This window comes from Kitasatospora sp. NPDC058218 (assembly GCF_042882445.1).
In the GTDB taxonomy this organism is placed as follows: domain Bacteria; phylum Actinomycetota; class Actinomycetes; order Streptomycetales; family Streptomycetaceae; genus Kitasatospora.
Genome location: NZ_JBHVWC010000080.1, coordinates 1 through 15,310, shown reverse-complemented (window position 1 = coordinate 15,310; position 15,310 = coordinate 1). Strand labels below are relative to the sequence as shown.

The 15,310-nt window shown below is 72.5% G+C and carries 8 protein-coding genes; 5 read left to right on the top strand and 3 right to left on the bottom strand.

The window, feature by feature from the left end:
• The first annotated feature begins 119 nt into the window (after nucleotides 1–119).
• The 3 genes from ACFVYI_RS36750 to ACFVYI_RS36740 all read left to right on the top strand — a co-directional run bounded on the left by ACFVYI_RS36750 (nucleotide 120) and on the right by ACFVYI_RS36740 (nucleotide 5,058).
• Complete coding sequence (locus ACFVYI_RS36750; protein ID WP_387893695.1) at nucleotides 120–1,367, top strand: HRDC domain-containing protein; 1,248 nt, start codon at nucleotides 120–122, stop codon at nucleotides 1,365–1,367.
• 314 nt (nucleotides 1,368–1,681) lie between these two features.
• Nucleotides 1,682–2,926 carry a thiolase family protein gene (locus tag ACFVYI_RS36745; RefSeq protein WP_387893693.1) on the top strand — a complete coding sequence of 415 codons (1,245 nt, stop codon included), beginning with the start codon at nucleotides 1,682–1,684 and terminating at the stop codon, nucleotides 2,924–2,926.
• Nucleotides 2,927–2,928: 2 nt separating this feature from the next.
• A complete protein-coding gene (locus ACFVYI_RS36740) occupies nucleotides 2,929–5,058 on the top strand; it encodes a 3-hydroxyacyl-CoA dehydrogenase NAD-binding domain-containing protein (protein ID WP_387893691.1) in 2,130 nt (709 codons plus the stop codon).
• 125 nt (nucleotides 5,059–5,183) lie between these two features.
• Here the strand turns inward: ACFVYI_RS36740 and ACFVYI_RS36735 are convergent, their stop codons facing one another.
• From ACFVYI_RS36735 to ACFVYI_RS36725, 3 genes are all read right to left on the bottom strand, one after another.
• Complete coding sequence (locus ACFVYI_RS36735; RefSeq protein WP_387893689.1) at nucleotides 5,184–6,698, bottom strand: ArnT family glycosyltransferase; 1,515 nt, start codon at nucleotides 6,696–6,698, stop codon at nucleotides 5,184–5,186.
• Nucleotides 6,699–6,853: 155 nt separating this feature from the next.
• A complete protein-coding gene (dxs, locus tag ACFVYI_RS36730; RefSeq protein ID WP_387893687.1) occupies nucleotides 6,854–8,758 on the bottom strand; it encodes a 1-deoxy-D-xylulose-5-phosphate synthase in 1,905 nt (634 codons plus the stop codon).
• Between the two features lie 281 nt (nucleotides 8,759–9,039).
• Complete coding sequence (locus tag ACFVYI_RS36725; RefSeq protein WP_387893685.1) at nucleotides 9,040–10,242, bottom strand: ROK family protein; 1,203 nt, start codon at nucleotides 10,240–10,242, stop codon at nucleotides 9,040–9,042.
• A 311-nt stretch (nucleotides 10,243–10,553) separates the two neighbouring features.
• Here ACFVYI_RS36725 and ACFVYI_RS36720 point away from each other — a divergent pair, with 311 nt between their 5' ends.
• Both ACFVYI_RS36720 and pepN read left to right on the top strand, forming a co-directional pair.
• Nucleotides 10,554–12,392, top strand: coding sequence for a PQQ-binding-like beta-propeller repeat protein (locus ACFVYI_RS36720; protein WP_387893683.1), 1,839 nt, complete (start codon nucleotides 10,554–10,556; stop codon nucleotides 12,390–12,392).
• Nucleotides 12,393–12,547: 155 nt separating this feature from the next.
• Entirely contained in the window at nucleotides 12,548–15,139 is a 2,592-nt protein-coding gene (gene pepN / locus ACFVYI_RS36715; RefSeq protein ID WP_387893681.1) for an aminopeptidase N, read from the top strand.
• Nucleotides 15,140–15,310: the final 171 nt, after the last annotated feature.

Genomic DNA, 15,310 nt, shown 5'->3' with positions numbered 1-15,310 from the left:
CGGTCGTCTCCGAACCGCAGGGGCGGGGACGGTGGAGGCCGCCCGGTGGCATAGTCACGAACCCGGTCTGACCAGTCCGACAACACTCCCGGCCCCGAGGACCGTCGTACCCTTGGTGAGTGACCGACGCCGTAGCAGCCACCCAAGAAGAAGCAGCCCCGGTCCCGCTCCTCGAACCGAAGGAGGGGATCCCGCCAGTCGTGGCGGACGAGCAGGCGCTGGCCGCCACCGTCGCCGCCTTCGCCGCGGGCAGCGGACCGGTCGCCGTCGATGCCGAGCGGGCCTCCGGCTACCGCTACGGCCAGCGGGCGTACCTCATCCAGCTGCGCCGCGCGGGAGCCGGCACCGCGCTGATCGACCCGATCGCCTGCCCCGACCTCAGCGGACTCGGCGCAGCCCTCGCGGACACCGAATGGGTGGTGCACGCGGCCACCCAGGACCTGCCCTGCCTGTCCGAGGTCGGGATGAAGCCGCAACGGCTCTTCGACACCGAGCTGGCCGGCCGGATCGCCGGCTTCGCCCGGGTCGGACTCGGACCGATGACCGAGAGCGTGCTCGGGCTGAGCCTGGCCAAGGAGCACTCGGCCGTCGACTGGTCCACCCGCCCGCTGCCCGAGCCGTGGCTGCGCTACGCCGCTCTGGACGTCGAGGTGCTGGTCGAGCTGCGGGACGCACTCGAACGGGAGCTGGACGCCCAGGGCAAGCTCGACTGGGCGCTGGAGGAGTTCGCCGCGATCGCCGCGGCGCCCCGCCCCGCACCGCGCACCGACCCGTGGCGCCGCACCTCGCAGCTGCACAAGGTCCGCCGGCGCCGCCAGCTGGCCGTGGTGCGCGAGCTCTGGCTGACCCGGGACCGGCTCGCCCAGGAGCGCGACGTGTCGCCCGGCCGGATCCTCTCGGACGCCGCGATCGTCAACGCCGCGCTGGCCGTGCCGCTGAACATCGCCGCCCTGCAGGGCGTCCAGGGCTTCGGGCCGCGGGTGCACCGGCGCCAGCTGGAGCAGTGGCTGGCGGCCGTCCAGCGGGGCCGGGAGATCCCGGAGAACCAGCTGCCGCCGGCCGCCGCACCGCACGACGGCCCGCCGCCGCCGCGCGCCTGGGCCGAGAAGGACCCGGTCGCGGCCGCCCGGCTGTCCGGGGCGCGGGCCGCGGTCAGCGAGCTGGCCGAGGCACGCAACCTTCCGGCCGAGAACCTGATCACGCCGGACCTCGTCCGCCGGGTGTCCTGGGAGCCGCCGGCCGACCCGAGCGCCGCCGGGGTGGCCGCCGCGCTGCGCCGGCTGGGCGCCCGGCAGTGGCAGGTCGACCTGGTGGCGCCGGTGGTGGCGGCGGCCTTCGTCAAGGCGGCGGAGGCCGAGCCGGAGTAGCCCGGGGCCGGACCGGACACCGCGGCAGCGGGGCACCGCCGCCGGGACGGAGGGGATGCCGTCGCTCGACGGCATCCCCTCCGTCGTCCCCGGGCGGCCGTCACGCACCCGTCGCACACCCGTCGCGCACTCCGCACGGCTCCGGGCGCGGGGACGTGTCGGGGGACACACCGGGAGAACCGGCCGCCGGGCCTGGGCAGGTTGGTTACCGGCGGGTAGCATGACAGCGAAGCAGCGCCGCTCACGTGCCCTCGTGCGACGGACGGCGGCAGCCTGCCCACCTCAACCTGTTGGTCCCTGGGAGGAGAGCCCCCGTGCCTCGTACCGCGAGGGACGTCGTCTTCGTCGATGGCGTCCGCACCCCGTTCGGCAAGGCCGGCCCGAAGGGCATCTACCACGAGACGCGCGCCGACGACCTGGTCGTCAAGTGCATCCGGGAGCTCGTGCGCCGTAACCCGAACCTGCCCGTCGAGCGGATCGACGAGGTCGCCATCGCGGCCACCACGCAGATCGGCGACCAGGGTCTGACGATCGGCCGCACCGCGGCCCTGCTGTCCGGCCTGCCGAAGTCCGTCCCCGGTTACGCCATCGACCGCATGTGTGCGGGCGCGCTGACCGCCGTGACCACCACCGCCGGCGGCATCGCCTTCGGCGCGTACGACGTGGTCGTGGCCGGCGGCGTCGAGCACATGGGCCGCCACCCGATGGGCGAGGGCGTCGACCCGAACCCGCGCTTCGTGTCCGAGAAGCTCGTCGACGAGTCCGCCCTGTTCATGGGGATGACCGCGGAGAACCTGCACGACCGGTTCCCGCACATCACCAAGGAGCGCTGCGACGCCTACGCCGTGCGCTCCCAGGAGAAGGCCGCCAAGGCGTACGCCAACGGCGACATCCAGCCGGACCTGGTGCCGATCTCGATCCGCAACACCAACCCCGCGGTCGGCGAGACCGGCTGGGGCCTGGCGACCACGGACGAGCCGATGCGCCCGGGCACCACGATGGAGTCGCTGGCCGGTCTGAAGACCCCGTTCCGCCCGCACGGCAACATCACCGCGGGCAACTCGGCCGGTCTGAACGACGGTGCCACCGCCTCGCTGCTGGCCGCCGAGGACGTCGCCGAGGAGCTCGGCCTGCCGGTCAAGATGCGCCTGGTCTCGTTCGCCTTCGCGGGCGTCGAGCCCGAGGTGATGGGCATCGGCCCGGTCCCGGCCACCGAGAAGGCGCTGGCCAAGGCCGGTCTGACCATCGACGACATCCAGGCCTTCGAGGTCAACGAGGCCTTCGCCGTCCAGGTGCTGGCCTTCCTGGACCACTACGGCATCGCGGACGACGACGAGCGGGTCAACCCGTTCGGCGGCGCGATCGCCTACGGCCACCCGCTGGCCTCCTCGGGCGTGCGCCTGATGAACCAGCTGGCCCGCCGCTTCGAGCAGCGCCCGGACGTCCGCTACGGCCTCACCACGATGTGCATCGGCTTCGGCATGGGCGGCACCATCATCTGGGAGAACCCCCACTGGAGCGGAGCGACCCAGAAGACTGAGTTCGAGGGTGGTAAGTGACCATGAGCACCACGACTGAGCTGCTGCAGCAGGGCGCCGAGCTGTTCCCGGGCGAGGTCGTCACGACCGCGCACGTCCGCCACCTGGACCTGCCGCTGCAGGCCGGCCGGCTGGCCCTGATCACCCTGGACAACGGCTTCGACCACACCAAGCCGACCACCTTCGGCCCGGGCTCGCTGCTGAAGCTGTCCACCGCGCTGGACCAGGTCGAGGCCGAGGCCGCCGAGGGCACCATCGTCGGTGCCGCGATCACCGGCAAGCCGTTCATCTTCGCGGTCGGCGCCGACCTCAAGGGCGTCGAGATCCTCAAGGAGCACGCGGACGCGCTGGCCATCGGCACGGGCGGCCACGAGGTCTTCAAGCGGATCGCCGCGCTGCCCGTCCCGTCCTTCGCCTTCTACAACGGCGCGGCGATGGGCGGCGGCGTCGAGGTCGGCCTGCACGCCACCTACCGCACCGTCAGCGCGGGCGTGCCGGCGTTCTCGCTGCCGGAGGTCTTCCTGGGCCTCGTCCCGGGCTGGGGCGGCTGCACCATCCTGCCGAACCTGATCGGCCCCTCCAAGGCGATCAAGGTCATCATCGAGAACTCGATGAGCCAGAACAAGCAGCTCAAGGGCAAGGACGTGTTCGAGCTGGGGATCGCCGACGCGATCTTCGAGCCGGCCGACTTCCTGGAGCAGTCGCTGCTCTGGGCCGCCAAGGTGCTCACCGGCGACGTCGTCGTCGAGCGCGAGGCGATCGACCGCGGCAAGGCCTGGGACGACGCCGTCGCCTGGGGCCGCCTGGTCGCCGACGCCAAGGTGCACGGCGCGGCTCCCGCCGCCTACAAGGCGCTGGACATCATCCAGCAGGTCAAGGACGCCGACCTGCAGGCCGGCTTCGACGCCGAGGACGCGGCGCTGGCCGACCTCATCATGAGCGGCGAGCTGCGCAGCGGCATCTACGCCTTCAACCTGGTGCAGCGCCGCGCCAAGCGCCCGTTCGGTGCGCCGGACAAGTCGCTGGCCCGCCCGGTCACCAAGGTCGGCGTCGTCGGCGCCGGTCTGATGGCCTCGCAGCTGGCGCTGCTGTTCGCCCGCCGTCTGGAGGTGCCGGTGGTCCTCACCGACATCGACCAGGAGCGCATCGACAAGGGCGTCGGCTACGTCCACGCCGAGATCGACAAGCTGCTCGGCAAGGGCCGGATCGGCCAGGACAAGGCCAACCGGCTCAAGGGCCTGGTCACCGGCTCGCTCGACAAGGCCGCCGGCTTCGGCGACGCGGACTTCGTGATCGAGGCCGTGTTCGAGGAGATGGGCGTCAAGCAGACCGTCTTCGCCGACCTGGAGGACGTGGTCTCGCCGACCTGCGTGCTGGCGACCAACACCTCCTCCCTCTCGGTCACCGAGATGGCCTCGAAGCTGAAGCACCCCGAGCGGGTCGTCGGCTTCCACTTCTTCAACCCGGTCGCGATCCTGCCGCTGCTGGAGATCGTCCGCGGCGAGCAGACCGACGACGCCGCGCTGGCCACCGCCTTCGGCGTCTCGAAGAAGCTGAAGAAGACCTCGGTGCTGGTCAAGGACGCCCCGGCGTTCGTGGTGAACCGGATCCTGACCCGCTTCATGGGCGAGATCCAGGACATCATCGACGAGGGCACCCCGATCGCCACGGTCGAGAAGGGCGTCGAGCCGCTCGGCCTGCCGATGTCCCCGATCGTGCTGCTGGAGCTGGTCGGCCCGGCCATCGCGCTGCACGTCTCGGAGACCCTGAAGGGTGCCTTCCCGGAGCGGTTCACCGTCTCCGAGAACCTCGGCAAGGTGGTCAAGGCCGGCAAGCGCGGCTTCTACACCTGGGTCGACGGCAAGCAGGTGCTCGACCCCGAGGTGCTGGAGCTGCTCACCTTCGGCGACAGCGTGCTGACCGAGGAGCAGGTGCTGAACCGCTCTCTGGAGGCCGTCGCGCAGGAGATCGGCCTGATGCTGGAGGAGGGTGTCGTCGCCGAGGCGCAGGACATCGACCTCTGCATGATCACCGGTGCCGGCTGGCCCTTCCACCTGGGCGGGATCACCCCGTACCTGGACCGTGAGGGCGTCTCGGAGCGGGTGAACGGCAAGCGCTTCCTCGCCCCGGGCGTGGCCTCCGTGCCCGCCTAAGGCGTAGCGGTAGGACGCAGGAGCCCCGGTGACCTCGACGGTCACCGGGGCTCCTGCGTTGCCGGGGGCGCCGGGGCTCCCGCGTGCCGGGGGCGCCGGGGCGACGGCCCGGGCGCCGGGCGCGGTCAGCGCTTGAGGCGGTAGACCACGGTGTCGGCGAAGACGCCGACCATCTCGTAGTGGGTGTCCAGCAGGTTCTCGATCTTCGGGATCATGCCGGGCTGGTAGGGCGCCAGGCCGGAGTCGTCCACGACGATCTCGGGCAGGCCCTTGGCGATCTCCTGGTCGAAGGTCTGCCAGGCGTTGCTGACGCTGAACTGCTCGCCGACGTTGGCGTTGCCGTCCTTGCCCCCGCTGAAGTTGGTCAGGAAGCCCGCGGTCAGGTAGCGGGTGGCCGGCTTGCGGTCGGCCAGCCAGTACAGCTCCGGGTGCATGCCCCAGACCAGCACGGTGTCCTGCGGCTTGCTCTGCGCGGCGACGGCCGTGGCCACCTCGGTGGTCCGGTTGAGCCGCTCCCCCGGCCAGGCCAGCGCGAGCCCCCAGAACACCGTGGCGGCGGCCGTGGTGTACACCAGGACGGGCTTCCAGCGGATCGCCGAGGTGGCCACCGCGCCGGTGCCCAGCAGCACCAGCGGGGGCATCAGCTGCAGGTAGTAGTGGCCGAAGAAGTGGAAACCGACGCTGACCGCGACCACCGAGGAGACCAGCCAGACCCAGAGGTCGGTGGTGGAGCCGTGCTCCTCCCCGGCGACCGGCAGCGGGCGGTGGCGGTACTTCAGCCAGAGCCGGCGGCCGACCGGCAGCAGGAAGCCCAGTCCGGCGCCGATCAGGATCGCCGAGTTGCCGAGGGCTCGGCCGGCCATCTGCAGCCAGGCCCCGCCGACCGAGGCGTAGTCACCGCTGCCGGTGACCACCCAGAACAGGAAGCCCTTGGGCTTGGTGAGGATCACCGCGACCAGCGCTATCGGCAGCGTGAAACCGAACCCGATCTTGAACAGGGCGGGCGGCCAGCGGACCCCGCGCCGGCGGGCGTCCTGGAACAGCATCCAGAGCACCGGCAGCAGCACCGCGCCGCCGGTCTGCTTGGTCAGCGAGCAGAGCGCCACCGCGATGCCGGCGGCCAGCCAGCGACGCCGCTCGGCGTACCGGAAGGCGGCCACCATGGCGGGCAGCATGAAGACCTCGAAGGTGGCCGCCTGGGTGTCCTCCGGGGAGAGCCCGATGGAGACCAGCAGGTAGAGCAGGCCCGCTCCGGCGCCCGCCCGGTTGCCCCAGCGGCCGCGGGCGATCGAGGCCAGCAGGATCGCGGTGACCAGGTGGGCGACCACCGCCAGGGTCCGCAGCGGCCAGAGCGAGGCGGACCCGAAGACGGCGAAGCAGGCCTGGTAGAGCCAGGGCAGCAGCGGCGGCTTGCGGTCGACCACGGTGTCGTAGAGCACACCGCCGTCGGCCAGCATCCGGGCCTGGGTGGCCAGGAACCCCTCGTCGGGGCTCCAGACCGGCCGGACGAAGGAGGGGATGTGGGTGGCGAGCGCGACCAGGGCCAGCACCGGCACCAGCCTCGTCCAGTAACCCTGGCGGACGCGGTCGGGCAGGCGCTCGGCGAGCCCGGCGAGGCGGGGGCGGGTGGGGGTCGGCACGGATGACAACCTACCGGGCGGGATCGGCGCGGGCAGCGCCGGTCCCGCCTTTTTGGTGCGATTATCAGCCTGTCTTGTGGCGAACTGTTGCCCAGTTGTGGCAAACGGCCGCGGGGCGGCCGCCCACGGGGACGGTGCCGTCCCGGCCGGGACGGTCAGGCCCGTACGGTCGCCACGTCCAGCCGGGAGACCAGTGCCGTGACCTTCCGGGCGATGTCCGGGGCGGTGAGGCCGATCTCGGCGAGGATCTCGGGCCGCGAGGCGTGGTCCAGGAACTCCTGCGGGATGCCGAAGTCGCGCACCGGGACGTCCACCTCGGCGTCGCGCAGCGCCTGCGCCACGGCGGCGCCCACACCGCCGACCCGGCCGTTGTCCTCGATCGTGACGACCGCGCGGTGCTCGGCGGCCAGACCCGGCAGGGCCCGGTCCACCGGCTTGACCCAGCGCGGGTCGACCACCGTGGCGGTGATGCCCTGGGCGGCCAGCAGGTCGGCGACCTCCAGGCTGGTGGGGGCCATCGCGCCGACCGAGACGATCAGCACGTCGGCGCGGGGCTCGTCGGCCGGGGCCTGCGGGGCGCGCAGCACGTCCATGCCGCCGATCCGGCCGACCGCGGGGACGGCCGGGCCGACCGTGCCCTTGGAGTAGCGGACCACGGTGGGGGCGTCGTCGACCTCGACCGCCTCGCGCAGCTGGGCGCGCAGCTGGTCGGCGTCGCGCGGGGCGGCGAGCCGCAGACCGGGGACGACCTGCAGGATCGACATGTCCCACATGCCGTTGTGCGAGGCGCCGTCGGTACCGGTGACACCGGCCCGGTCCAGCACGAAGGTGACGCCCAGCTTGTGCAGCGCCACGTCCATCAGGACCTGGTCGAAGGCCCGGTTGAGGAAGGTCGCGTAGACCGCGAACACCGGGTGCAGACCGTTGGTGGCCATGCCGGCCGCGCTGGTCACCGCGTGCTGCTCGGCGATGCCGACGTCGAAGATCCGGTTCGGGAAGGCCTTGGCGAAGGGGGCCAGGCCCACCGGGTGGAGCATCGCGGCGGTGATGCCGACGATGTCCTCGCGCTCGTGGCCGAGCGCGACCATCTCCTCGCCGAAGACGGACGTCCAGTCCTTGCCGGCGCTCTTGATCGGCAGGCCGGTCTCCGGGTGGATCACGCCGACCGCGTGGAAGCGGTCCTCGTCGTTGTTCTCGGCGGCGTGGTAGCCGCGGCCCTTCTCGGTGAGGCAGTGCACGATCACCGGGCCGCCGAAGCCGCGCGCCTTGGTGAGCGCGGACTCCAGGGCGGTGAGGTCGTGGCCGTCGATCGGGCCGATGTACTTGAGGCCGAGGTCCTCGAACATGCCCTGCGGGGCGATGAAGTCCTTCAGGCCCTTCTTGGCGCCGTGCAGCGTCTCGAAGAGCTGCTGGCCGACCACCGGGGTGCGCTGCAGGGCGTCCTTGCCCCAGGAGAGGAACCGCTCGTAGCCCTGGGTGGTGCGCAGCGTCGCCAGGTGGTTCGCCATGCCGCCGATGGTCGGGGAGTAGGAGCGCTCGTTGTCGTTGACGACGATGACCAGCGGGCGGTCCCTGGCGTCGGCGATGTTGTTGAGCGCCTCCCAGGCCATGCCGCCGGTGAGCGCACCGTCGCCGATCACCGCGACGACCGGGTCGTGCTTCCCGAGCAGCTGGTTGGCCTTGGCCAGGCCGTCGGCGTACGAGAGCACGGTGGAGGCGTGCGAGTTCTCGATCACGTCGTGCTCGGACTCGGCGCGGGAGGGGTAGCCGGAGAGTCCGTCCTTCATCCGCAGCCGGGAGAAGTCCTGGCGGCCGGTGAGCAGCTTGTGCACGTAGCTCTGGTGGCCGGTGTCGAAGAGGATGCGGTCGCGCGGCGAGTCGAAGACCCGGTGCAGCGCGACGGTCAGCTCCACGACGCCGAGGTTGGGCCCGAGGTGGCCACCCGTCTTGGAGACCTCGGTCACCAGGAAGGTCCGGATCTCCTGGGCCAGCGCGGCCAGCTGTCCGGGCGTGAGCCGGTCGAGATCGCGCGGTCCCCGAATTCGGGTCAGCAGGGCCACCCGTTCCTCCTCGTTCAAAGTCGCGGACCGCGGGCGGTCCGACGGGCCTCGCTGCCCGGTGTGCCGACGCGCTCCGATCGGTCTCGGTCGGTGCCGACCGGTCGAGTCTAATGTCCGCCTACCGGACACCGAGCGGGGTGCCCGGTGCCATCGGCCCGTCACCGCCTCTCATCACCGGCGGCGGGCACAGAGGGTCCGACGGCGGGCACGGACGGTCGAAGTACGGCACACCCGGTCGATACCGGGCACGGACGGTCGGGGCGCGGCCGGGCCACCGACACTCACGGTCGGGCGACGGACGCCTGTACGGATCGCCCGACCGGACCGGAGTCCCCCATCTCGCTCATCACCAGGGCGAGCGCGCCCAGCACCTCGGCGCGGCCGCCCAGGGTGCCGGGGACGACGGACAGCTGGCGGGCCGCGCTGGGGATGGCGTAGCGGGCCACCGAGTCGCGGATCGGGCCGAGCACCAGCTCACCGGCGTCGGCGAGGTCGCCGCCGAGGATCACCCGGCGCGGGTTGAGCAGGTTGCAGAGGGTCGCGACGCCGGTGCCGATCTGCCGGCCGGCGTCGGCGATCACCCGGCGGCAGCCGAGGTCGCCCTGGTGCGCCAGCTCGACCACCCCCGGCAGCGTGAGGTCCGGGCCGAGCGTGGTGCTCAGCAGGCCGAGCAGGTAGCGGGAGCCGACGAAGGTCTCCAGGCAGCCGCGGTTGCCGCAGCGGCAGACCGGGCCGGCCTCGTCCAGCGTGATGTGCCCGATCTCACCGGCGGTACCGCCCGGGCCCCGGTAGATCTGCCCGTTCACCACCAGGCCCGCGCCGACGCCGCTGGCCACCTTGATGTAGGCGAGGTCGCTCAGGCCGCGTCCGGCGCCCCAGACCAGTTCGCCGAGCGCGCCCAGGTTGGCGTCGTTGTCGACGTGCACCGGCATGCCGAGCCGCTCGGCCAGCTCCCGGCCGGGGGCGATGCCCGTCCAGCCGGGCAGGATCGCGGTCGAGCCCAGCGCGCCGGTCTCCACGTCGATCGGGCCGGGGACGCCGAGACCGACGCCGATCACCTTGTCCGGGCGGAAACCGGCCTGCTGGAGCAGCCGGTCGACCAGCGCCTCGGCACGGTCGAAGCCCTGGGCGGCGGAGACGTCGACGTCGATCGGCGCGCTCTCCTCGGCGAGCACCCGGTGCGCGAGGTTCCCGACGGCGACCCGGAGGTGGGTGTGGCCGAAATCGATCCCCACCACGATGCCGGCGTCGCCGCTGAGCGAGACGCTGCGGGCGCGGCGACCGCCGGAGGAGGTGTCGGCGACCGTGACGGTGCCGCTCTCCTTGAGCTCCCGGACGATGTTGGACACGGTCGCCGCCGAGAGGCCGGTGCCGCGGGCGATCTCGGCCTGGGTCAGCGAGCCGGCCATCCGTACCGCCCGCAGCACCCGCTCCAGGTTGGCCCGGTGCAGTGAGGACTGCGAGCCCGGTGTGTCCGTCGCCATGATCCACCCTTCCAAGGGCGAGGGAACCCCTCCGCCGGGCGATCCCTTCAACTCCTGAAGCCTAGGGCCTGTCGTCGGCGGGTGGCGCGGCTACGTGCGAGGCGGGGGTGGGGAGGCCGGGCGGTGCGGTGCGCGGACGGGAGCCGGGAGGCGCGGACGGGCCCCAGCTCAGAGGCGCGACGCGCTGGCTCCAGGGCTCCTGCGACCGGCCGAAAACGGGCCACCCGTACGATGGTGCCCATTCTCACCCGTCCCACCGGCCACGGACGTGACCCGGCCGGGGGGCGCTTCCAGACATGACGGGGCATCAGATGGCAGGGGATCACCCTACGCCGGGGGCGGGCGACACGCCCGGCACCGGTCCGCAGGACAATCGGGGCGTCTCGCTCGGGCGCACGCCCGGCGGCGTCGACCCGGCCGCCGTGGCGAACCAGATGACACAGCTGGACGGGGCTCCCGTCCCCGGCCAGGCCGGACCGGCCGCGCCGGGCGCCGCACCCGGGCAGCCGCCCGCCCCGGGCAGCGAGTACGCCTACGCGCCGACCGCCGCCGCCTTCCCCGCCCAGGGTGCCCCGCCGCCCCCGCCCGGCGCGGCGCCGGTCGGACCGTACGACCCCACCCAGCCCCCGTTCGCGGCCCCCAACGCCGGTCAGCAGTACGGCTACACCGCGCCGCCGCAGGCCGACGGCGGAGCCGGCTACGGCTACCCGCAGCAGCAGGCCCCCGGGTACGCCTTCCCCGGCGCGCCGGTTCCGGCCCCGCCCAAGCAGCGCAACCCGGTGATGGTCTGGGGCGGCATCATCGGCGGTGTGCTGGCGGTCGCCATCATCGCCGGCCTCGTCGTGCTGTTCACCGAGAGCAAGGACCCCGACAACCCGACCGCCGACGGCGGCGCCACCAGCGCCGGCGGCACCACCGGGGGCTCGACCACCGACCCCAGTGCCTCGGCGGCCTCGGGCGGCACCACCGGCGGCAACAACGGCGGCAAGGCGGGTGCCTACAACCTCGCCTGGACCGCCGCCAAGCCCGCCAACGCGGCCAGCGGCTCGCAGCTGCTCGGCATCTGGGGCGCCGAGAAGGCCGTCGTCCGCGCCGACAGCTACGGCATCCGCGCCCTCAACTCGGCCGACGGCAAGGAGCTGTGGACGATCACGCCGCCGTCCGGCGCCAAGGAGTTCTGCGCCGTCTCCTACGGGGCGAACTCGAAGCACATCGCCGCCGTCGCGCTCAACACCGGTGACAGCGACTGCTCCACCGTCGGCGCGGTCGACCTCAGCACCGGCAAGCTGCTCTGGACCTCCAAGGTGAGCACCGAGCGGATGTCCTCGCCCACCCTCACCGTGACCGAGAAGGTCGTCGGCATCGGCGGCAACATGGTCGGCGCGGTGAACATCGCCGACGGCTCGCCGGTCTGGCAGTTCCAGCCCCGTGACAAGGACTGCAACGTCTACGGCAAGGCCGCCGGCGCCCAGATCGCCGTGAGCGACCGCTGCTACGGCTCCAACGCCAACCCCAAGTCGCAGCTGGTGCTGGTCGACACGGACTCCGGCAAGGCCACCAGCGCCGCGCCGATCCCGCTGACCGGCAGCATCGAGCGCGTCGACAAGGTCGTGTCGGACCAGCCGCTGGTGCTGCTGGTGACCAGCGGTCCGAACGGCGACTACATCCTGCCGTTCGACAAGAGCAACAAGCCGATGACCCCGATGTCGGTCAAGGAGCCCGGGGCGGACAGCCTGCGCCTGTCCGGCCAGTCCGACGCGTTCACCCAGAACGTCGTCAGCGGCACCACGCTGTACGTCCAGACCACCCCGTCCAAGCCGGCGGTCAACGCCTACGACCTGACGACCGGCAAGCGGCTCTGGTCGTCCACCGGCGGCACCAACGACGGCATCCGGCTGGTCTCCGGCACCGACAAGGACGGCAAGGTCCGGGCCGTGCTGGACATGGGGTACGGCAAGGACGCCAAGGTGGTCACGCTGTCCCCGACCGACGGCGCCGGCACCGAACTCGGCAGCATCACCAGCCAGAAGGGCGCCGACTTCCTCGGCTCCAGCACCACCGAGTACGTGCTGCAGTCGGACGGCTCGCTGTACGGCTTCTCCCGCAGCGCGAGCTCGGAGGCCCCCGTCGTCAAGTACGGGAAGAAGTGACGCCCCGGGCGTAGCGCCCTGACGTCCGACCCCGTCGAGGGCGGGGCGGAACAAGCCGGTTGGCCTGTTCCGCCCCGCCCTCGAACATTTCCCCGGGCTCCGCACGTTGGGCATGGGAGGATGCGAAGCATCAGCCTGACGAAGGAGTCCTGCGAGTGCCCGGCACCAACCTGACCCGCGAGGAGGCCCGTACCCGGGCCGACCTCCTGCACGTGGACGCGTACGACATCGAGCTCGACCTGAGCTCGGCCCGGGAGGGAGGCACCTTCCGGTCCACCACCGTGGTCCGGTTCAGCGCCAACACCCCCGGCGCGGCCACCTTCATCGACCTCGTGGCGCCGAGCGTCGAGGAGATCACCCTCAACGGCGAGCGGCTCGACAACGCCAACTTCGCCGACAGCCGGATCGCGCTGCCGAACCTGGCCGCCGAGAACGAGCTGCGGATCGTCGCCGACTGCGCCTACACCAACACCGGCGAGGGCCTGCACCGGTTCGTCGACCCGGTCGACGGCGAGACCTACCTGTACACCCAGTTCGAGGTGCCGGACGCCCGCCGCGTCTTCGCCACCTTCGAGCAGCCCGACCTCAAGGCCACCTTCGCCTTCACGGTGACCGCCCCCACGGGCTGGGTCGTGGTCTCCAACTCGCCCACCCCGACCCCGGTCGGCGACGGCGACAGCCAGGTCTGGACGTTCGAGCCCACCGGCCGGATCTCCTCGTACATCACGGCGCTCGTCGCCGGCCCGTACGTCGGCGTCTTCGACAGCTACGAGAACGGCGACCAGAAGGTGCCGCTGGGCGTGTACTGCCGCCCGTCGCTGCGCGAGTTCCTGGACGCCGAGGCGATCTTCGACGTCACCAAGCAGGGCTTCGACTACTTCCAGGAGAAGTTCGACTACCCCTACCCGTTCGCCAAGTACGACCAGCTGTTCGTCCCGGAGTTCAACGCCGGCGCGATGGAGAACGCGGGTGCCGTCACCCTGCGCGACCAGTACGTGTTCCGCTCCAAGGTGACCGACGCCGCGTACGAGGCCCGGGCCGCGACCATCCTGCACGAGCTCGCCCACATGTGGTTCGGCGACCTCGTCACCATGGAGTGGTGGAACGACCTCTGGCTGAACGAGTCGTTCGCCACCTTCGCCGAGGCCGTCTGCCAGGCCGAGGCGCCCGGGTCGAAGTGGCCGCACTCCTGGACCACCTTCGCCAACCAGATGAAGACCTGGGCGTACCGGCAGGACCAGCTGCCGTCCACCCACCCGATCATGGCCGACATCAACGACCTGGAGGACGTCCAGGTCAACTTCGACGGCATCACCTACGCCAAGGGCGCCTCGGTGCTCAAGCAGCTGGTGGCGTACGTCGGCCAGGACGCCTTCTTCCAGGGCGTGCAGGCCTACTTCAAGCGGCACGCCTGGGGCAACACCCGCCTGGCCGACCTGCTCGGCGCACTGGAGGAGGCCAGCGGTCGCGACCTCAAGGCCTGGTCCAAGGCCTGGCTGGAGACCGCCGGCATCAACGTGCTGCGCCCGGAGCTCACCCTCGACGGCGACGGCGGGATCGAGTCCTTCGCCGTGCTGCAGGAGGCCCCCGCGCTGCCGGCCGGCGCCAAGGGCGAGGCCGTCCTGCGCCCGCACCGGATCGCCATCGGCCTCTACGAGCTGACCGACGGCGCCCTGGTGCGCACCGACCGGATCGAGCTGGACGTCGACGGCCCGCGCACCGAGGTCCCCGAGCTGGTCGGCCGGCGCCGCCCGGCCGTCATCCTGCTCAACGACGACGACCTCTCCTACGCCAAGGTCCGCCTGGACGAGGACTCGCTGGCCGTCGTCACCGAGCACCTGGGCGGCTTCACCGACTCGCTGCCGCGCGCGCTGTGCTGGGCCTCCGCCTGGGACATGACCCGCGACGGCGAGCTCGCCGCCCGCGACTACCTGGCGCTGGCCGTCTCCGGCCTCGGCCGGGAGTCCGACATCGGCGTCGTCCAGTCGGTGCACCGCCAGGTCAAGCTCGCCCTCGACGCCTACACCGACCCGGCCTGGAGCGAGCAGGGTCTCGCCCGCTGGGCCGAGGCCTCCGAGGAGCAGCTGCGCGCCGCCCAGCCCGGCAGCGACCACCAGCTGGCCTGGGCCCGCGCGCTGGCCGCCGTCGCCCGCAGCGAGGGGCAGCTGGACCTGCTGGCCGGCCTGCTGGACGGCTCCGCCGAGATCAAGGGCCTGGCCGTCGACACCGAGCTGCGCTGGACGCTGCTCGGCCGCCTGGCCGCCACCGGCCGCGCCGACGAGGCCGCCATCGCGGCCGAGCTGGTCCGCGACAACACCGCGGCCGGCCAGGAGCACGCGGCCAGCTGCCGCGCCGCCCTGCCGACCGCCGAGGGCAAGGCCAAGGCCTGGGCCTCGGTGATGGAGTCGGACAAGCTCACCAACTACGTCCAGGACGCGGTGATCGCCGGCTTCCAGCAGGCCGACCAGCGCGAGCTGCTGGCGCCGTACGGCGCGAAGTACTTCGCGGCGCTCAAGGGCATCTGGGAGACCCGCAGCCACGAGATCGCGATGCTGATCATCGTCGGTCTGTACCCGTCGCTGCAGGTCGAGCAGGCCACGCTGGACGCCACCGACGCCTGGCTGAGCACGGCCGAGCCGGCGCCGGCGCTGCGCCGGCGGGTCGTCGAGCAGCGGGCCGGGGTCGAGCGCGCGATCAAGGCGCAGGCCGCCGACCGGGCGGCGGGCGCCCGGGCGCTGGGGCACTGAGCCGGTGGGGCCCCCGGGGCGACCCCCGGGCCCCGACGGTCGTTCCTCCGGGAACGCCTGAGGGGGGGCCGGGCAACGTCCGGCGCCCCCCCAGGCGGGGTTGTGGGGCGGGGGGGATGGCCCCGGGTTCGTAATAGTGTGCATGGTGGCCGACGGGCGCCCCGCCCCGCC